At 55.2% G+C, this 19,844-nt stretch carries 18 protein-coding genes; 8 read left to right on the top strand and 10 right to left on the bottom strand.

All coding sequences use genetic code 11. The features are described from left to right. Positions 1 to 17: 17 nt before the first annotated feature. From AB4Y96_RS11475 to rpsF, 3 genes are all read right to left on the bottom strand, one after another. Positions 18 to 983, bottom strand: a complete 966-nt coding sequence (locus tag AB4Y96_RS11475; RefSeq protein ID WP_091881112.1) for a DUF2232 domain-containing protein — start codon at positions 981 to 983, stop codon at positions 18 to 20. A 211-nt stretch (positions 984 to 1,194) separates the two neighbouring features. Next, positions 1,195 to 1,443: a 30S ribosomal protein S18 gene (rpsR, locus tag AB4Y96_RS11480; RefSeq protein WP_008128538.1), complete on the bottom strand. Its 249-nt coding sequence runs from the start codon at positions 1,441 to 1,443 to the stop codon at positions 1,195 to 1,197. Further along, positions 1,443 to 1,868: a 30S ribosomal protein S6 gene (gene rpsF, locus AB4Y96_RS11485; protein WP_091880349.1), complete on the bottom strand. Its 426-nt coding sequence runs from the start codon at positions 1,866 to 1,868 to the stop codon at positions 1,443 to 1,445. The genes rpsR and rpsF overlap by 1 nt, the downstream gene beginning before the upstream one ends. A 543-nt stretch (positions 1,869 to 2,411) precedes the next feature. Here rpsF and fabD point away from each other — a divergent pair. The 7 genes from fabD (at position 2,412) to gmk (ending at position 8,912) form a co-directional block, all read left to right on the top strand. After that, positions 2,412 to 3,356 carry an ACP S-malonyltransferase gene (gene fabD, locus AB4Y96_RS11490; RefSeq protein ID WP_441917431.1) on the top strand — a complete coding sequence of 315 codons (945 nt, stop codon included), beginning with the start codon at positions 2,412 to 2,414 and terminating at the stop codon, positions 3,354 to 3,356. 17 nt (positions 3,357 to 3,373) lie between these two features. After that, positions 3,374 to 4,111, top strand: a complete 738-nt coding sequence (fabG, locus tag AB4Y96_RS11495) for a 3-oxoacyl-[acyl-carrier-protein] reductase (RefSeq protein WP_091880346.1) — start codon at positions 3,374 to 3,376, stop codon at positions 4,109 to 4,111. Positions 4,112 to 4,379: 268 nt separating this feature from the next. Continuing rightward, the gene (locus AB4Y96_RS11500; protein ID WP_091880344.1) at positions 4,380 to 4,616 is read left to right on the top strand and encodes an acyl carrier protein; all 237 of its coding nucleotides are present in this window, start codon (positions 4,380 to 4,382) and stop codon (positions 4,614 to 4,616) included. Positions 4,617 to 4,730: 114 nt separating this feature from the next. Then, entirely contained in the window at positions 4,731 to 5,993 is a 1,263-nt protein-coding gene (gene fabF, locus AB4Y96_RS11505) for a beta-ketoacyl-ACP synthase II (RefSeq protein WP_091880343.1), read from the top strand. Between the two features lie 94 nt (positions 5,994 to 6,087). Then, positions 6,088 to 7,317 (top strand): endolytic transglycosylase MltG, encoded by a 1,230-nt coding sequence (mltG, locus tag AB4Y96_RS11510; RefSeq protein ID WP_441917434.1) that lies wholly within the window; start codon positions 6,088 to 6,090, stop codon positions 7,315 to 7,317. Between the two features lie 48 nt (positions 7,318 to 7,365). Next, complete coding sequence (locus AB4Y96_RS11515; RefSeq protein ID WP_091880340.1) at positions 7,366 to 8,253, top strand: YicC/YloC family endoribonuclease; 888 nt, start codon at positions 7,366 to 7,368, stop codon at positions 8,251 to 8,253. A 2-nt stretch (positions 8,254 to 8,255) separates the two neighbouring features. After that, positions 8,256 to 8,912 (top strand): guanylate kinase, encoded by a 657-nt coding sequence (gene gmk / locus AB4Y96_RS11520; RefSeq protein ID WP_091880339.1) that lies wholly within the window; start codon positions 8,256 to 8,258, stop codon positions 8,910 to 8,912. A 30-nt stretch (positions 8,913 to 8,942) separates the two neighbouring features. Here the strand turns inward: gmk and AB4Y96_RS11525 are convergent, their stop codons facing one another. From AB4Y96_RS11525 to AB4Y96_RS11555, 7 genes are all read right to left on the bottom strand, one after another. After that, entirely contained in the window at positions 8,943 to 10,253 is a 1,311-nt protein-coding gene (locus AB4Y96_RS11525; RefSeq protein WP_441917436.1) for an MFS transporter, read from the bottom strand. A gap of 127 nt (positions 10,254 to 10,380) precedes the next feature. Continuing rightward, entirely contained in the window at positions 10,381 to 11,202 is an 822-nt protein-coding gene (gene rsmA / locus AB4Y96_RS11530; protein WP_091880336.1) for a 16S rRNA (adenine(1518)-N(6)/adenine(1519)-N(6))-dimethyltransferase RsmA, read from the bottom strand. Next, a complete protein-coding gene (pdxA, locus tag AB4Y96_RS11535; protein WP_441917438.1) occupies positions 11,199 to 12,224 on the bottom strand; it encodes a 4-hydroxythreonine-4-phosphate dehydrogenase PdxA in 1,026 nt (341 codons plus the stop codon). Before pdxA ends, rsmA begins: the two co-directional genes overlap by 4 nt. 15 nt (positions 12,225 to 12,239) lie before the next feature. Next, on the bottom strand, positions 12,240 to 13,187 hold the full coding sequence (locus AB4Y96_RS11540) for a SurA N-terminal domain-containing protein (RefSeq protein WP_091880333.1): 948 nt from the start codon (positions 13,185 to 13,187) through the stop codon (positions 12,240 to 12,242). 157 nt (positions 13,188 to 13,344) lie between these two features. Then, the gene (locus AB4Y96_RS11545) at positions 13,345 to 15,693 is read right to left on the bottom strand and encodes an LPS-assembly protein LptD (RefSeq protein WP_441917440.1); all 2,349 of its coding nucleotides are present in this window, start codon (positions 15,691 to 15,693) and stop codon (positions 13,345 to 13,347) included. Between the two features lies 1 nt (position 15,694). Beyond that, entirely contained in the window at positions 15,695 to 16,783 is a 1,089-nt protein-coding gene (gene lptG, locus AB4Y96_RS11550) for an LPS export ABC transporter permease LptG (RefSeq protein WP_091880330.1), read from the bottom strand. Beyond that, complete coding sequence (locus tag AB4Y96_RS11555; protein WP_244518323.1) at positions 16,780 to 17,949, bottom strand: LptF/LptG family permease; 1,170 nt, start codon at positions 17,947 to 17,949, stop codon at positions 16,780 to 16,782. Before AB4Y96_RS11555 ends, lptG begins: the two co-directional genes overlap by 4 nt. Before the next feature lie 311 nt (positions 17,950 to 18,260). On the opposite strand from AB4Y96_RS11555, the gene AB4Y96_RS11560 reads away from it, so the two are divergent. Continuing rightward, positions 18,261 to 19,760 (top strand): leucyl aminopeptidase, encoded by a 1,500-nt coding sequence (locus tag AB4Y96_RS11560; RefSeq protein ID WP_441917443.1) that lies wholly within the window; start codon positions 18,261 to 18,263, stop codon positions 19,758 to 19,760. The last annotated feature ends 84 nt before the right edge of the window (positions 19,761 to 19,844 follow it).

A 19,844-nucleotide genomic window follows, 5' to 3' on the forward strand; every position in this document is an offset into this window, starting at 1 on the left:
TCAAGTTCAATTGGTCGTTAATTGTCGTTATTGGGTGGTGTTTTAATTTCAGCCTTTGAAACCGGCGCGTTGCGCGATGTGTCAAACAGACCGGCCAGAAGGAAGACGATGAGCGTAAAGCTGAAGATAAATGCGCAGGCATAGGCGAACCACAGGGCGAACGGCCGCCACGTCGCGCCGCGTGAGCGGGCATGCAGCATGGCAAAGCCTGCCATCGAGAACCCGGCTCCAACAGCGCCAGCAATGGTACTTCCCACATATCCGGGGGCGCCCGGCAGGAAAGCCATCGCGCAGGCAATGGCAAAAATTACCAGTGCAGGGCGAGGCAACCGCAGTGCGCGGGGCCAATCATCCCGGGGGCGTTGCAGTTTGCCGGCAGCAGCAGTGATACGCAGGGCCACATAAAGGTTGGCGACGATAGACATCACAAACGCTGCGGAAGCGATAATGGGCATCAGGCGCAGCATAATCCGTACAAGCAACTGACCGACTTCCGGATTTGCGGCCAATTGGGGATTGGTTTCGTTCATCTGTTTGGTCACGGCCTGTACGAGCGCAGTCATCTGTGCTTCGCCGATCATTGCACCGATAATGATCACACCGACAGCTACGACCAGGCAGAGGCGCAACAATGTGTCGGCCAGGGGATACCAGACAAAGACGTCTTTGGGGCCGCCGATTTCAGCTGCCGGTCGTGCCAAACCAATGAAATATGCGCCTGTAGCGGCTGGAACAGCCATCAACAGTATGTCGGCCACTGCATCCAGAGACGGCGAAATGACAGAAACTGCGATTGTCATCGTGGCCGCGGCGATGAAGCCGGTTACCGTGCCCCAGCCGAGCGCTGCAATGAAAATCGGTAGTGGGGTGAACAGGACAAGGAGAAAGCCAATAATCGACTGATTGGCAAGGCCGATCGAGAGCAGCGCAGCCGCAAGGCCCGCCAACACTCCAACGCCAATATCTGTTCCAGTCAGTTTCATTTCGCTCGCTGTCCTGCTTTGCGCATAACCCCAAAAATCTTCTTTGATTTTTGGATAAGGATTATACGCCATTCATGCAGTTAGAGGTGGTTTTTAAACCGATCCCTCAACTTGGGTTTTTAGATTTGCCTGACCGCGCCCATCGCGGAAGGCTTATATTTTGCCCGAAGGCTGAAGGCGGCGGGATGAAATCCTGCCGCCTTCGGTAGTCTTACTTCACAACGTAAGGCAGCAGGCCGAGGAAACGGGCACGCTTGATCGCCTGGGCGAGTTCGCGCTGCTTCTTCTGGCTGACAGCTGTAATACGGGAAGGAACGATCTTGCCACGCTCGGAAATGTAGCGCGACAGGAGCTTGACGTCCTTGTAGTCGATCTTCGGCGCATTGGCACCCGAGAATGGGCAGGTCTTGCGGCGGCGATGGAACGGACGACGGGTCGGGATCTGATTGATATCAACCATTATTCTGCTCCTTCACCGGCTTCGTTGTCACGCGGGCGGCGTGGACGGCGCGGACGATCGTCATCACGGCCACCGAACTTGTCGTCGCGTTCGCGGCGATCGTCACGGCGTGCAAGCATGGCCGACTGGCCTTCTTCGTGCTCTTCAACGCGAACGGTCATGAAGCGCAGAACGTCTTCATTGATGCGCTGCTGGCGCTCAACTTCTGCAACGGCAGCTGCCGGAGCATCGATGTTGAGAAGCGAGTAGTACGCCTTGCGGTTCTTGTTGATGCGATATGTCAGGGCGCGCAGGCCCCAGCTTTCAATACGCCCGACTTTGCCGCCATTGGCCTCGATGATACCCTTGTACTGTTCTACAAGCGCATCGACCTGCTGCTGCGAAATGTCCTGTCGAGCAAGGAACACATGTTCATAAAGAGCCATTGTCTTTGCCTTTCTTCGTTAATATTGCCCGGAATCAACGGTAAACCTCTGCGAATCTCTCTGCCGGAAACCGGCGAAGAAAGGACGCTGATGGAGACGATCGAGAGCGGAGACACGGGAGGCTGAAGCTTTTACGCTTCCACGGATAAGAATCCGGCCCTCCGTTCAGCCCCCAGCTGACGCCGAGCAATGAACGGGCGGCTTATACGGGCAAATCTGAAAAGAAGCAACCCGCATGGACAGTTTTATATTGCAACGCAAAAGATGGGGTGGTGGTGGCATTGTAGTGGTTCGTGGTTCGACAAGCTCACCATGAGGGAGAAGGGTGGATGCAACGCTTATCGCATAGGTTGCAGAATAAAGCTCCTTTTCATCATCCCTCTCCCTCATGGTGAGCTTGTCGAACCACGAACCACAAATCTGCAGCCACCTCACTGCAATCATCCATCGATAATGTGCATGAAAGCTTGACTCTGGGCTTGCTGATAGGCACATCGCGCGGCACATTATCGAAAATAAAGCAAAAATCTGGAGGCGCCCCGCATGTCCATAGCATTTACCTTCCCGGGTCAGGGCAGTCAGACGGTTGGTATGGGCAAGGCTTTGGCCGACAATTTCGCCGAGGCCAAGGCTGTTTTCGACGAGGTGGATGATGCGCTGGGGGAAAAGCTCTCTTCTGTTATTTGGGACGGACCGGAAGAAACCCTGACACTGACCGCCAATGCGCAGCCCGCCCTCATGGCTGTTTCCATTGCAGTTATCCGGGTTCTGGAAGCGCGCGGCATTTCGATCAAGGACAAAGTGGCCTATGTGGCTGGCCATTCGCTCGGTGAATACTCGGCGCTGTGTGCTGCCGGGACATTCTCGCTGGCCGATACGGCGCGGCTTTTGCGCATTCGCGGCAATGCCATGCAGCAGGCGGTTCCCGCAGGAGCGGGCGCCATGGCTGCTATCATCGGTCTTGAACATGATGTGGTGCAGGCTGTCTGTGCGGATGCTTCTCTGGAAGGTCCGGTGCAGATAGCCAATGATAATGGCGGTGGCCAGATCGTTATTTCGGGCTCAAAAGCTCCTGTTGAGGCGGCCGCAGCACTTGCGACCGAAAAAGGTGCCAAGCGCGCCATCATGCTGCCAGTCTCCGCACCCTTCCATTCTACCCTGATGGCGCCAGCCGCTGAAGCCATGCGCGCGGCGCTGGCCAGTGTATCCAAGCAGGACCCGATTGTTCCACTGATCGCCAATGTGCGGGCAACCCCGGTCACATCGGCTGATGAGATCGCAGCTTTGCTGGTCGAGCAGGTGACGGGTCAGGTCCGCTGGCGCGAAACGGTCGAGTGGTTTGGTGCCAATGGCGTGACAACGCTCTACGAGATTGGCGCTGGCAAAGTGCTGACCGGCCTTGCGCGCCGTATTAATAAAGACATATCAGGTGTCGCGGTTGGCACGCCTGACGATATTGAAGCGGCTGTTGCCGCGCTGAACGTTTGAACGGAAGGGATTGAGCAATGTTTGACCTGACAGGCCGCAAGGCTCTCATAACCGGTGCCAGCGGTGGTATTGGCGAATCCATTGCCCGTGCACTGCATGCACAGGGCGCGATTGTTGGCTTGCATGGCACACGCGTTGAAAAACTTGAGGCGCTGGCGAGCGAGCTTGGTGATCGGGTCAAGATTTTCCCGGCAAACCTGTCGAACCGCGACGAAGTGAAGGCGCTGGGCGAAAAGGCGGAGAGCGAACTGGAAGGTGTTGAAATTCTCGTCAACAATGCCGGTATCACCAAGGATGGGCTGTTTGTCCGCATGGCCGATGCTGACTGGGATAGCGTGCTTGAGGTTAATCTGACCGCCGTGTTCCGCCTGACGCGCGAATTGACCCACCCTATGATGCGCCGCCGTTATGGCCGTATCATCAACATCACCTCTGTTGTTGGTGTAACGGGTAATCCTGGCCAGACGAATTATGTGGCATCGAAGGCCGGTCTGATCGGCTTTTCGAAGTCGCTGGCACAGGAAATCGCCAGCCGCAATGTCACGGTCAACTGTGTTGCGCCGGGTTTCATCGAATCGGCGATGACTGACAAGCTGAACGACAAGCAGAAAGAAACTATTATGTCCGCCATTCCCATGCGCCGCATGGGGACGGGCGCGGAAGTGGCGTCGTCTGTAATCTACCTTGCCAGCAACGAAGCATCCTACGTCACCGGCCAGACGATCCACGTCAATGGCGGCATGGCAATGATCTGATAAAGTGCACCCGGACAATACAATTCAGCCGGGTGTAAAGGGTGCAATCACATTTATGAGATTGAGGCCGTCAATAAAGCGTGATAAGTCGCGCACCAAGTCAGGACATCAAATCGATTTGATGCCCTTTCCTTTCCGCAAGGAATAAGCCGCGAGGATGTGCGTTTTAGCTGTTAAACAGGGCTGAAGTGCCATCTTATTGCTTGATTAGAGTCATCCGTGCCGCTAACCAAGGCATAGGGAAAAACAAACAGGTTGAGGTTTCCACATGAGTGATACTGCAGAACGCGTCAAGAAAATCGTTATTGAACATCTGGGCGTTGATGCCGAGAAAGTCACCGATGGTGCGAGCTTCATCGACGATCTGGGCGCAGACAGCCTTGATACTGTCGAGCTCGTGATGGCTTTCGAAGAAGAATTCGGCGTTGAAATTCCTGATGATGCTGCCGAGACGATTCTGACAGTCGGCGATGCCGTCAAGTTCATCGACAAAGCATCTGCCTGATTTTCATTCGGCCTGGCAGCGCAGGAATCATGACAGGAGGCGAGAAGCCCCTGTCGGAACCTGCGCGGGGCCGTTGGAAAAGATCATGCTGAATATGACATTGAAGGATCGGCCATGAGGCGCGTTGTCATAACCGGCCTTGGGCTGGTTTCTCCTCTTGCATCCGGTGTTGAGCTTACTTGGTCCCGCCTTTTGGCTGGTAAGAGTGCTGCCCGACTGGTGACAGAGTTTGAAGTTGAAGATTTGCCTTGCAAAATTGCCTGCCGGATTCCGGTTGGTGATGGCACCGATGGTACATTCAATCCTGATGATTGGATGGAGCCAAAGGAACAGCGCAAGGTTGATCCCTTTATCATTTACGCCATGGGTGCTGCCGATCAGGCGCTTGCCGATGCCAAGTGGGCGCCGGAAAGCGACGAGGATCAGATTCGCACCGGTGTGCTGATCGGTTCGGGTATTGGCGGCCTCGAAGGCATTGTCGAAGCGGGTTATACGCTGCGTGACAAAGGCCCCCGGCGCATTTCGCCTTTCTTTATTCCCGGTCGTCTGATCAATCTGGCTTCGGGCCAGGTATCTATCAAGCATAAGTTGCGCGGCCCGAACCATTCGGTTGTCACAGCTTGCTCGACCGGAGCGCACGCCATTGGTGATGCATCGCGTCTGATCGCCTTTGGTGATGCTGACGTTATGGTTGCCGGTGGTACGGAATCGCCCGTCAGCCGTATTTCGCTGGCTGGTTTTGCCGCTTGCAAGGCATTATCTACCGCACGCAACGATGATCCGACTGCGGCTTCCCGCCCTTACGATGATGACCGTGATGGTTTCGTCATGGGTGAGGGTGCCGGTATTGTCGTGCTTGAAGAGCTGGAACATGCTTTGGCACGCGGCGCAAAGATTTATGCCGAAGTCATCGGCTATGGTCTTTCCGGCGACGCTTATCACATCACGGCTCCGTCCGAGAGCGGTGAGGGTGCGCAGCGCTCCATGGAAATGGCTCTGAAGCGTGCGGGCATCACGCCCGATCAGATCGATTACATCAACTCTCATGGTACATCGACCATGGCTGATACGATTGAGCTTGGTGCTGTTGAGCGCGTTCTGGGCGATGCTGCTCCGAAAGTCTCGATGTCGTCCACCAAGTCATCCATTGGCCACCTTCTCGGTGCTGCCGGTTCGACCGAAGCCATTTTCTGTGCGCTTGCCATTCGTGACAATGTCGCCCCGGCGACGCTCAATCTGGACAAGCCATCGGTAGAAACCAAGATTGATCTTGTGCCGCACAAGGTACGGCATCGTAAGATTGATGTGGCGCTTTCCAACTCCTTTGGATTTGGTGGTACCAACGCTTCGCTCGTTTTGCGGCGTTTTCAACAGTGATTGCAGCAATGGCGGAAGCGTTTTCGCGCTTTCGCCATAATCACAATCAAATTTACCGGCATTCTTGCCGGAAAAACTTGCTCGAGGTGTTTGCGTGAGCTCAGATCAGCAGTCTGAAGAGACGAACGGTTCGCCCGCCGCCAACGCGCCGGAGCGTAAACCGATTGTTCCGCAGTCGGCATCTGAAGCCTTGCGGCCTGAGCCGGGGACACCCCCGCCAGCACCCGTGCGCCGGTCGCGCCGTGCCCGCAGCCAGATCGTTGTCTTTGCCAATTTCATGCTGTCGCTGGTTGTGCTGGTGGTTCTTGCTGCCGCTGCCGCCGTTTATTTCGGCAAGGTTTCGTTCAACGAGCCCGGTCCGACAGATGTTACGACGGATTATGTCGTCAAGAATGGCACCGGGATTGTTGAAATTGCCGATGGTCTGGAGCGTCGCGGCATCATCACCGATGCGCGTGTTTTCAAATATGGCGTTCAGGCCTATGGCTATCAGCGCGATATGAAGGCGGGTGAGTACGAGATCAAGGCGCACGCCTCAATGCGCGATATCATGGATTTGCTGCGCAGCGGCAAGTCAGTCCTGCATTCGCTGACTGTTCCGGAAGGGCTTACCGTCGATCAGATTCTACAGCGCGTGAGCGAGGATGACGTGCTGACCGGCGCGTTGCCAGCGGTTGTGCCTGACGAAGGTTCGCTGTTTGCCAATACACAGCGCTTCTCCCGCGGCACAACGCGTGAGGAAATCGTCAAGAAGATGCAGGCTGACCAGAAGAAGCTGGTTGACGAGATTTGGGCGCGCCGCGATCCGAGCGTTCCGCTCAAGACCATTGAAGAATTTGTCACGCTTGCCTCGATCGTCGAGAAAGAGACAGGGAAGGCCGATGAGCGCCCGCGCGTTGCTGCCGTGTTCATCAACCGTTTGAACAAGCGCATGCGCCTTCAGTCTGATCCTACGATCATTTATGGCCTGTTTGGCGGCAAGGGCAAACCATCTGACCGCCCAATCCTGAAATCCGATCTGGAAAAGCCGACGCCGTACAACACCTATACGATCAATGGTCTGCCACCGGGGCCAATTGCCAATCCCGGCCGCGATGCGCTGGAAGCCGTTGCGCATCCCTCGCAGACCAAGGATCTCTACTTTGTTGCCGACGGTACTGGCGGTCACGTATTTGCCGAAACGCTTGATGACCACAATGACAATGTGAAGCGCTGGCGCACGGTGGAGAAGAACCGCATTGACGAGGCAGCAAAGGCGGCAACCGGCGACAAGAATGCCGATCCGTCTGATGCTGGGGATAACAGCGAGCCAACACAACAATAATTCTGCAGGGGCCTGATTGCGATCAGGCCTTCGTTCTTGGGGGGAATAATGTCATTGCAAAGCATGACGGGTTTTGCCCGTCACCTCCGGAACGATGCCGGGGTGCAGATTTCATGGGAAATCAAATCGGTCAATGGCAAGGGCCTTGATGTCAGGTTTCGCCTGCCCACTGGCTTTGAAGCTGTGGAGCAAAAGGCGCGAGCATTGTTTGGCCAGCGTTTCAAGCGCGGCAATTTTCAGGCTGCATTGACTGTGACCCGCAATGCGGGTGATGCGAAGGCGCTCATCAACGAGCCTTTGCTGAAGGAACTGGCACGGATTGCCGCACAGCTGCGCGAGGACTTCAAACTGGCTCCTTCAACGCCGGAAGGCCTGATGGCTCTGCGCGGCGTTCTGGAGGCGCCACAGGACGTGTTATCGCCGGAAGATCAGGCTGAGGTGGAGGAAGCCGTTCTGGCTGTTCTTGACGAAACGCTTTTGCAGCTCGAACACAATCGCCAGATTGAAGGCAAGGCGCTGGGTGACATATTGAGCGCACAGGTCGATGCGGTGGAGCTGCTCACCCAGCAGGCGCGGCGTGATCCAAGCCGCACACTCGATGCAGTTCGCGCGCGGCTTGCTGCGCAGGTGGCGCTGCTGCTGGATGCGTCTCCGGCACTTGATGAAGCCCGCCTGCATATGGAAGCGGCATTTCTGGCGACAAAGGCCGATATTCAGGAAGAACTTGATCGCCTTGATATGCATGTGGCCGCCGCGCGCACGCTTCTGCGCGATGGAAACGGGGTCGGGCGTAAGCTGGATTTTCTGACACAGGAATTTAACCGCGAGGCAAATACACTCTGCTCCAAGGCCAATGCGGCCTCGATCACGTCGATTGGACTTGACCTGAAGGCGGTTGTGGATCAATTGCGCGAGCAAATACAGAATCTGGAGTAATCATGCTCAACGCATCCAACAGCATCAAACGACGTGGCCTCATGCTGGTGCTGTCCTCGCCATCGGGCGCAGGAAAGTCAACGATCGCCCGGCTGTTGCTCAATGATAAAGAGAAGCTCGAACTGGCATTGTCGGTCAGTGTGACCACGCGTCCGCGCCGCGCCAGCGAGATTGAAGGCGTCCACTATCATTTCATTTCCGTGCGTGAGTTCGAGCGCCTGCGCGACAGCGATGAACTGATTGAATGGGCTGAGGTGCATGGCAATTTCTATGGCACACCCCGGGAAGCCGCGGAAAATGCCCTTGCCGATGGCCAGGACATGCTTTTTGACATTGATTGGCAGGGCGCGCTGCAATTACAGGAAAAAATGAAGGGCGACGTCGTTAGCATCTTCATTCTGCCGCCGTCGATGACTGCTCTGAAACACCGCTTGCATCGCCGCGCCGAAGACACGGAGGAAGTGATCGATGTGCGCCTGCGCAATGCACGCAATGAGATCGAGCGTTGGCGATCCTACGACTATGTTATCGTCAACGAGGATCTCGACCGCGCCTATCATCAGGTCCAGTCAATCGTGACTGCCGAACGCCTGCGCCGCGACCGTTGCCCCGGCCTGTTTGATTTCGTCAGCACCCTGCTGGATGAAAAGATCGACTAGAGCGCGTTGGCGTGACGCTGAACGCCACCCCTACACACTTGCTGTCGTATCCATCCGTGTTTCTTTTTCATCGTCGGCTGACACAAATGGGGTGAAGACACCGATCACGACACATCCAATGAGCACAACCATGCTCAATAATATTACCATCGACATGTCTCCGGCTTGTGCTGCCAGAATGTACCCGCCAAGCGTAGCGGCCAAAGGAACTGGCACGTAGCTGATCGTTCTGGTGATTGCGACCACGCGGCTTAGATATTGAGTTGGGACCACGCGTTGCCGTTCTGTGAACATCGTCACAACGATAACGGCTTCAGCAGCCATGGTGATTGATCGCGCGCAGACAACACCCCAAAAGCCAAGGTGTTCCGCCAGCAAAAGGGTTGCCGTTCCGATCGCGGACACGAACACACATGCCAGCATAAGCCGACCCGGATGAACGCGCTGCATCAATTTCGGCGCCATCAGAGACCCAATGATTGCGCCGATGGCGGAAAGACCCAAGGCAAGACCTGCCAGTTCAGGACCAAGTCCGATGTCCCGCGTGAGAAAATAAATGATGTTTCCGAGGATGAGGTGGGAAGAAAAATTGACCAGAATGAACAGCAATGTGCCCCACTTGATGATCGGGTAATGCATGGCCGTTTTCAGACCCTGACCCAAGCCATGGAATATCGAGGAAACAGATAGTGCCAGAGCGCCGTCACCGACAGGGTTTTGGGCACGAATGACCAAGATGAGTGCCATGGAAAGGAAAAACGATGCGGCATTCAGCCAAAGCACGTTGTATGCACCGAGTAAGGCTACAAGCGAGCCTCCAATCGCTGGCGCCACAAGGTTGAGAACACTATCACTTGTCGTGATCAATGAGTTTGCACGTGAAAGATGTTGCGCGGGCACGGTGCTGGGCAGAAATCCCTGAAAGGCCGGGTGAGAAATACTTGATATGGCGCCCAGAACTGCCAGCCCCGGCATGAGCCAATAGGCGTTTGCGCCGGGGAGCGATAGGTAAAGACAGATCGCAAGGGCAATACATCCCGAGATAAAATCCGCAATCCATAACAGGCGTTTACGGTCTACTGCATCGGCCAGCACGCCGCCGAAAGGCATGACAATGATGAATGGTGCAAAGGTTGCAGCGTAGGATAGCGACATTAAAAAAGGTGATCGAGTGAGATCATAGACCACCAACGGTATTGCGAGGCGATAGGCCCAATCTCCCACGATTGAGATCGTGTATGCTGCCCAAAGGGCGCGAAAATCGCGTCCGGGGATCATCTGACCGTCGGCTGCGCGGCACTGCGCGTAAAGCGTGGAATGGCTATTTTCAGCTCCTGACAAAGTACGCTCACCATGAAGCGCCAGCACATCAGTGCATGCCACGGTTTCGCGGACAATTCGTAGAACTACTGACCGTTGGGGTGAGTTGATTCTCTCTGGCCGATATTTGCTTTACTTGAGCCGCCGCTCAAAGCGCGTTGGCAAGGGCCACAAACTCTTCAATCGACAGGGTTTCCGCGCGGCGGGTGCCGTCTATGCCTGCCTTGGCCAGCAGCGTTTCGCCGCCAAGCGGCTTGATGCTCTGGCGCAGCATCTTGCGGCGTTGGCCGAAAGCCGCCTGTGTCACTCGTCCAAGTATCGTCGCGTCGCATGGGAGCGGTGCTGCGCGCGGAACGAGATGGACCACCGATGATGTCACCTTTGGTGGCGGTGTGAACGCCTGCGGCGGCACGTCGAAAGTGATCTTTGCTTCCGTACGCCAGCCCGCCAGCACGCCGAGGCGGCCATAGGGATCGGAAGTCGGTTTTGCTACGATACGCTCGGCAACTTCACGCTGGAACATCAGCGTCAGCGAGGCATAAAAAGGCGGCCATGGCTCGCTCAGCAGCCAACCGATCAGCAGTTGCGTGCCGATATTATAGGGCAGATTGGCAATGATTTTGACTTTCTCGCCGCCCGCCAGCGCCCTGAAGTCCGTCTCCATTGCATCACCAGAGATGACCCTGAGACGACCCGGGTAATGATCGGCGATCTCCTGCAGGGCCGACAGGCAGCGCTCGTCACGTTCAATAGCGATGACATTGGCACCCTGAGCCAGCAAGGCGCGTGTCAGGCCGCCCGGGCCGGGTCCAACCTCAATGACGGTCTGTCCCTGCAGATCACCCGCCTGCCGCGCAACTTTGGCGGTCAGGTTGAGATCAAGCAGAAAATTCTGGCCAAGCGATTTCTTCGCCATCAGTTCATGGCGGTCAATCACATCACGCAGAGGAGGGAGGTCGTCAATACTCATGCGGTAGCGCGTTTCTGGCTGGAGCGATGGGAGGCAAGTTCATCGGCAAGACGCAAGGCTGCAATCAGGCTGTCCGGCTTGGCCTTGCCAGACCCTGCAATGTCAAAGGCGGTGCCGTGATCCGGCGAAGTGCGCACAAAGGGCAGACCCAGCGTCACATTTACACTGTCATCAAATCCGAGTGTCTTGGCCGGAATGAGGGCTTGATCATGATACATGCAAACAGCGGCATCATAGGTGGCGCGCGCAGCGGCGTGGAACATGGTGTCCGCTGGAAGAGGGCCACGAGCGTCTATGCCTTCACTTCGAAGGATTTCGACGGCGGGACGCACGATTTCCTCATCTTCCAAACCCATTGAGCCGCCTTCACCCGCATGCGGGTTAAGACCCGCAACCGCAAGGCGCGGTTTGGCAATGCCAAACTGGTTTCTGAGCGCCTCAGCGGTAATGCGGGAAATAGCGAGAATCTTGGCAGTATCAAGCACTTCAGGGACGCGGCTAAGCGCAATGTGAATGGTTACGGGTACAGCGCGCAGCAATGGCCCCGCCAGCATCATGACGGGCGTTACCTCGTGGCCGAGATGCTCACCGGCCAGATGCGCCAGAAACTCCGTATGGCCGGGAAAGCGAAAACCGGCCTCATAGAGCGGCTTCTTGGCGATGGGACAGGTAACAACGGCGCTCGCCTGACCGGACAGGGTGTATTCAACAGCCCGTTCAATGGCTTCGATTGTTCCGGCGCCATTGTCTGCCAATGGCGTGCCGGGGCGGTCGATTTGCGGATTTCGCAATGGAACAACCGGCAGCGCGCGATCGAAAACGTGGCGGGCATTGTCCGGTGTGGTGATTTCGATGGGGCATTCGAGGCCCAATCGCACCGCGCGCGCAGCAATAAGCGTCGCGTCGCCAAGCAGAAAAAAGGCAGGCAGATGGGCCGATCTGCGCAAAGTCCAGGCTGTAAGCGCGATATCAGGCCCTATGCCGGACGGATCACCAGAACTGACAGCAAGGACGTTGTTCATGAAAGGGCAATACCATCATCGATTGACGATGGATGCCTTTTTCCGGAGATCGTCGAGATACTGCTTGTTGACGGCATCTGCTGTGGCATCAGGCTTCTGGTTGGCTGCTGCCGCTTCCTGCGAGAAGACCAGACGCGCAACGCGGTCGTCGGAAATCTGGCGGGTTGCGCAGACACCGAGGAACTCCACGCCCTTGTCAGTATCCTGCGTCACGGTGGCATGGCCAACGGATGTAGCTGTCACCTGCTTTGACCATTCCGGCGGCAGTTCCTGCTCGACGAAACGGCCAAGGTCACGCACTGTGACATCAAGTGTACCCTTGGCGATATCGCGTGTTGAATCACACCCGCTGAACTTTGCGCGCAGGGCATTGGCCTCATTGCGCCGCTTTGCCAGATTACCGCGATCAGCGGCAGGCACGACAAAAATCACCTGCTGTAATGTGTATTCGGTCGATACAGGCTTCTTGCCGCCATCTTTCAACATGCGCTGTACGGCATCCTGTTCGGAAACGCGGCTACCACCCTGCGTGCGGCCGCGGGTGCCAAGGGCACGGCCCCAGCCCATCTGCATGCGGATATATTCTTTGAAGTGATCAGCCGTAACGCCCGATTTGTCGAGGACACCATTGAGCTGGGCGAGCGTCATCTTGTTGTTGGTGGCAAAGCGTTCAAAAGCCTGGTTCACGTCCGTATCTGAAATAACGATGTTCAGCCGCCGCATTTCCTGGCGCTTGAGCATGTCGTCGGTCAGTTCTTCACGCGCCATCTGCACGAGGTTGCCCTTCTTGCGCTGCAGCTTCAAAAAGGCCGCGCGACGGGCAATGTCATAATCGGTAATTGGTGATCCATTGACAATGACCTTGACGTCACTTGCCTGCGCAGGCAGCGAAAACCCTGCCGTCAGACCAGAACCCAAAGCGGTCACTATCGCCGCCGCAAGAATGTGCTTCCTCACCATCATCTTCCACGTTATCCGATCATTTATGAATCTCTTTTGGCCATTTTGACAAAAATGATCAGCAAAATCCATTCCTGTGAGTTTATTTCTGTTCCCTAGTGCAATTTTACTAAGGCAAAAGCATGACTGGCCGCAAGTGCGGCCAGTTGAAAAGAAATGATTAAATACCGCCAATATTCACCGGCTTGCCAAATTCCCACAGGGTGCGGAACGAAATGTTGAAGCCGAACGTCGTTGTCTTGTCACCTGCCGCGCCGGTGCTGTCGATTGGCCGCTGCTCGGTATAGGACATCTGGTAGGTAAAGCACTCGTCATCATAGGCCAATGCCGCTACCTGCTTCACGAGTGTATCGTGAACGATATCATAGGTGCCGGAACCCAGAACGCGCCAGTTTGGTGTGATTTTGAGGGAACCACCAAGCGTGACTTCCTGTCTGTCCGTCGGAAAACCGTAAGTTGGCTGAGCATCGATAAACGCATATTTGGCAAAAAGCGTGCCGTGTGTGCCCGCTGCAGTGGCTGCAACTTCAGCGCGGCGCATTTCGAATGTATCCTTGTCGAAGCGGCCGCCTGTCGTCAGATTATAGGCACCGTAATTGGCACCGATCATGGCAACATAGTCGGAGCGCGCCGATTCAAGTCCGGACTCCGCACCTGCATTGACAAAATCAGATGTCGCAAAGGAGTTCAACCCGCCAAGCTGGAATGATTGACCGGCAATACCATTGAGTGACAGGCCATTGTTGAATGTGCCGGAATAACGAATGCCGAGATTGGCACGCGTACCGCCTTCAACCCGGTCGTAACCGGAGAATTTGTCTCGCTCAAACAGGCTTGAAGCGTCAAAGACAAAGCTCTGCGCATCCTCGTTCGGCATCTGACCCGCATAGGGTTCATTGTTGCGAACAAAAATCTGGGCTGTTGGCTCAAGAACATGGGTCGAATTGGCTGCCGTAAACAGGATTGGATATTTGGCTTCAAGTCCGGCCGTTGCCAAGCCGCGGAAGGCCTGATCACGATTAACGCCAGCTGAATCCGAATCCACATACATGCCATCACCGCGCAACGCGAGGATGGGTGTCAGAACAAGGCCGCTATCCGTAATAAACGTACGCTTCCACTCAACTTCGCCAGTGATGCGGCCGTCATTGCCCTTGATGCCAGAGAGATACCCGGTGCGCGGCAGACCTGTGTATCCCGCCGTAGCATCCAGCTTGTCACGGCTGAGTGCCTGCACGTTGAGGTTAAAATTCAACTCGCCGCCCGCAAGAGGCTGTGTCGGGATATAGGCATAATCGAGACTTGGCAGAACCCAGGGCTGCTTGGGTTCGGATGAGGAGGGATTGGAGTCGCTCCAACCTTCCTGAATATGGAATTTATACAGACGCACATCGAAATAATTGCGGTCATGCAATCCGGTCAGATAAATCTGGTCGGTCTTGTTATAATCCGCATAGTTCTCGAGACCATAACGATAGGCGAAAGCCTTGTCGGACTGCACCATAACGTCCCAGCCGAATGACCAGCGTGGATTGATCTGGAAATGCCCCTTCGATCCAACCATACCGCGACCGGTATTGTTGTAATCTTCCTGATCGTTATCGCGATTGAATTCGTGCGGCTTGTTCTGGCTGATTCCAGCAAGATTGATGCTGTATTCACCATTGGCCAAACGATGGCGCCATTCCGCTTCAGCAAGGAAACCCTGCTTTGTATAACCGGTGCCGGTCAGCGTCAGGTCATAATTGGGGGCAAGCGCCCAGAAGTAGGGAACACTGACACCGTAACCGAGATCCGTCTCATATTTGTAGCTCGGCATCAGGAAGCCGCTCTTGCGCTTCACTGTCGGGTCGGCAATTTCGAAGGCTGGCATGAATGCCAGGGGCATACCGAACAGCTCAAACCGGCCGCGCTCGAAGCGGATGGTCTTCTTCTTGCCGTTCCAGATGATTTTCTGGGCACGCACCTGCCAAAGCGGAGCTTTGCCGGGTTTATCACGGCAGGGCTCGCACGCGGTGTAAATGCCGTTGTTGAACTTTGTAATCTCGCCGCCAACACGCTCGGCGCTTTCAGCAGCAAAGCGCGTATTATCGGCTGATTCAACCCGCAACGTGTTGATGAAGCCTTCCTTGAAATCATCGGTCACATCGAGATTTTCCGCATAGATGCGGTTGCCGTCTTTTTCGACAATCTCGACCTTACCCATGGCCTTCAGGCGACCGGTCTTTTGATCATAGGTAACCTGCCGGGCAACCAGTCGGTTGCCGTCATAATCGATCTGTACACCACCGACGGCCGAAATCGTCTTGGCGTTGATGTCATACACAAGCTCATCCGATTCCAGCAGCATTTGCGCGTTTGGATTCGTCTTGAAATTACCTGCTAGGGCATCATTGGTCTGGGCCACGGCTGGGAACGAAATCCCGCCTGCAAGGCATAGCACGGCCGTCCCGCACATAAGCCGTGCGAGCCACGTCGGCAACACCGAGCGCGTTACATTCAATCCCACTCTAACCATCCTCCTTGTGCAGTAGAAAGGAGACCCCAAAAAAAGTCGCAATCAGGACTGGAGTCCAAGCGGCAACAAAAGGCGGGACAAATCCCGCATTTCCGAATGCCTTGACCACGACTGTGACGACATAAAGCACGAAGCCCGCAAGGACGCCACCCAGAATCATTGTCCCGGATTGTCCAAAGCGCACAAATTTTAGCGAAACTGTCGCAGCGATTAGGGTCATCGCCATTAAAAGTGCAGGCAAAGCCAGCAAAGACTGGAAATGCATGTCAAAAGCATTGGCTGGATAGCCAAAAGAACGAGCTGCGGCAATTTTGTTACGCAGCTCAAAAAAAGGAATTGTCTCAGGCCGCGCGAGGCTTTCTTCAACAAATTCAGGGCGAAGATGGGTTGGAATCTGCACATCGCCCGGTGAAACAGGGGTTTCGCCAAGCACAAATTTCGTCACATCGGTCAGCTGCCAGTAACCTTCTTGAAGGTCGGCAGTTTTGGCATCGAGTCGCTCGATAATGTCCTTGTTTTTGTCCAGACGGACAAAAGTTGCATCGACAAGTCGCAGGCCACGATTGACGATACTCTTGGCACCAATGATCGTCTCGCCTTCATCGGTCTTCTGGCGAAGCCAGGGCACACGATCGTCGGTCGTATCGTTGGTTTTTCCGCTCCGCCAGTTCGCTTGCACCGCTTCGCTTTTCTCAAAGCCGTAGGCGGCGAGGGGATTGACCACGAGCACCGCCAGAAGGCCGAACAGAAATGCGCCGGTGCAGGCAGGCAGCAGAAACTGCCAGGCCGACACGCCGACCGAACGGGCCACAACAAGTTCATATTTCCGGTTAAGGGAAATCAACGTGGTCATGGCCGAGAACAGGGCAATGAACGGGAACACCTGCTGCATGATGTAAGGAATACGCATCAGCGACAGGCCGAAAGCCTGAATCGATGAATATTGCGGCAGGGCGGCAAGCTTGCTCGACAGTTCTGTGAAATCCAGAATCAGGGCGAGCGCAAAGCTTCCCAGAAGGAAATAGCAGGTGATCGTCACGTAGCGGAGAAAGAAATAACGCCCGAGTGTCCAGCCTATCATTCTTCATTCGCTCCGCGATTGGAGCGGGGATTTAGCAGCTTTGTCCTGACACCCGCAAGCGCTGCCTGTGGTGTAACAGGTCCGTTCTTGAAGAGATTGCTCAGGAACGCCGGGACACCGATCTGACGGTTTGTCGCCAGTGCATAGATTGCCAGCAATGAAACCACAATCGGGAAGGCAAAGAGGAATGGAATAACGTCCTCGTTCTTTTCCGCCGTCTGGCCGCTGGAATAGCTGATCCAGAACACGATGAGACTCAAGGTGATCGCCGTGAAAGAAGCCGAAATGCGGGCTTCCCGGTGCGAGCGCGAGTCAGCCGCCGCCGCCAGTGAAATCAAAGCGAAGACGATAGGATACATCCAGTCGGTCAGCCGCTTGGCCAGTTCTGCCGTATAGCGCAAAGGTTTCTGTTGATAAACAGGATCGTTCGGGTCCGGGTTCATCAGATAATCCAGCGGCCTGTCCTTGGCGAAAATCGTTGGATCTTTATCGTCATTCGGCAAAAACTCAGCCAGATCAAGGGCATAGGTATTGAACTTGATAATGGATACATTGCCGGTCTTTACATCGCGGCGGTCGATCTCGCCGTCTTTCATCACCAGCAGGCTCTGGTCGCCCTTGTCAACGACAAGACCATCCTTGGAATAATACAGCAGATCCGTCACCGGATCGCGCGAATCGGAGACGAACAGACCTTTGATCGAGCCGTTTGAATCGCGGCTTTCAATCTGCAGATAGAGATTTTCGTCCAGCCGCTGAAACGATCCCTGCTGCACGACAAGATTGATGACGTCGGAGCGGGCATCGGCAATCATCTGCCGCATGCTCATCTGCGAATAGGGAGCAATGTAGTTGGCAATGATAAAGGAAAGGGCTGCAACGACAATCGCGAAGAGGATAACCGGACGAATGACCGTGGAACGCGGTGCGCCCGAGGCATTGATGACAACGAGTTCCGAATCCTGGTTCATCGTTGAAAGCGTCTGCGTCACGGCAATAACCAGCGCGAACGGCATGACAACGGGAAATGCTGACGGAAGAAGGTTGGAACTGAACTTGAGGATATAGAAGAAGCTCTGGCCGCTGGTGGTCAGGAAATTGATGCGACCGAGCACCTGAACAATCCATGTAATACCGACTGCCGACAGCAGGACAGCCAGGAACATGACGACAATGCGTCGTAAGATATATATCTCGATCAGGCGCATGTCATGTTTCGCAAAAGAGTTCCGCCACCTTGTTTGTCGACTTGCCGTTCACGAATGACCGACCATTTCATCTATGCCATACAACTTATGGCATTATTTTGCCGCACTATGGGACGAACCCGGTATATGTTCAATCTAGTCAGGCTTGGCTAAAAATAGGCGAAGAAAGCTGGTTAACAAGGTGTTAGCGCGCGATCCTTATCGTCACCCACTTCATTCATCAACTGTGATGAATAAGGAAGTCACAATTTGTTCAATCTGGAGATATCATGTCCAAACGACCATCCATCAGTTTTGCAAAGTTTGCTGCCGTTGAAAACGGAACCGCAGTTTTGCTTCTGGCCAGCGAAGGTAAGGTAGCTGGCGAAGCCGAATCTGTCGTCGGGCAGGCGTTGCTGTCGCGTATCATTGATGTCTCGGATTTCAAGGGAAAACTTGCCGCAAGCCTGAGCACGCTTGCGCCTGCGGGGACTGAACTGGACCGTCTGGTGCTGGTTGGAATGGGTGATCCGGCCGAGTTGAAAGCCGATGACTGGCTGAAACTGGGCGGTTCCGCATTCGCAAAGATCGGCAAGGCCAAACACGTTTCCGTGGTTCTTGCTCTGCCTGAAGCAGAGGTCTCGGGCGAAAATGCCGCAGACTTTGCGCTGGGTATTCTGCTGCGCGCCTACAGCTTCGATAAATATAAAACCAAGAAGGGCAAAAGCGACGATGAGGGGAAGGAAGAGAAATCTTCCGCCAAGATCACCATTCTTGTGGCCGACCCTCACGCCGCAAAGAAAGCTTTTGCCAATGCCGAAGCCGTGGCCGAGGGCGTTAACCTTGCACGCGATCTCGTCAATGAACCCGCCAACATTCTGGGGCCGGTCGAATTTGCTGAACGAATCGAGGAACTCAAAAAACTCGATGTGAAGGTCGAAATCCTTGATCCGAAGGACATGAAGAAGCTTGGCATGGGCTCGCTTCTTGGCGTTGCGCAGGGTTCAGTCCGTCCGGCGCGCCTCGCAATCATGGAATGGCAGGGTGGCAAGGGCAAGGAAGCGCCGATCGCCTTTGTCGGCAAGGGCGTCACATTCGATTCCGGCGGTGTCTCGATCAAACCGGCCGCTGGCATGGAAGAGATGAAGGGGGACATGGGCGGCGCAGCTGCCGTGACAGGTCTTCTGCATACGCTCGCCACCCGTAAAGCCAAGGTGAATGTGGTCGGTATTGTCGGCCTTGTGGAAAACATGGTTGACGGCAATGCCCAGCGTCCCGGTGATATCGTCACGTCCATGTCCGGCCAGACCATCGAAGTGCTCAATACCGACGCGGAGGGCCGTCTGGTTCTTGCGGATGCTCTTTACTATTGCAATGAGCGTTTCCAGCCGAAATTCATGGTCAATCTTGCCACGTTGACCGGTGCCATCATGGTTGCACTTGGTGTGTCACGCGCCGGGCTTTTCTCCAATGATGACACGCTCGCAGCGCAATTGTTCGATGCAGGGCAGGCAACGGGCGAGAAATTGTGGCGTATGCCGCTCGGTCCTGATTATGACAAGCTGATCGATACGAAAAATGCCGATATGAAGAACATCGGCACCCGTTTTGGTGGCGCCATCATTGCAGCACAGTTCCTCAAGCGCTTTGTCGGTGATACGGCCTGGGCACATCTGGATATTGCGGGCACCGCCATGGGCGCTCCGGCAACGGAATACAGCCAGTCCTGGGCCTCCGGCTTTGGCGTGCGCCTTTTGGACCGATTGGTGCACGATAATTTCGAAGGCTGATAAAGCCAGAAAGTGATAATGCGGTTCGTGGTTCGACATAACAACCATGAGGGAGAGGGGTGATGCAATGCTAATCGCCGAGGG

The sequence above is a fragment of the Phyllobacterium sp. TAF24 genome (assembly GCF_052113785.1).
Classification (GTDB): domain Bacteria; phylum Pseudomonadota; class Alphaproteobacteria; order Rhizobiales; family Rhizobiaceae; genus Phyllobacterium.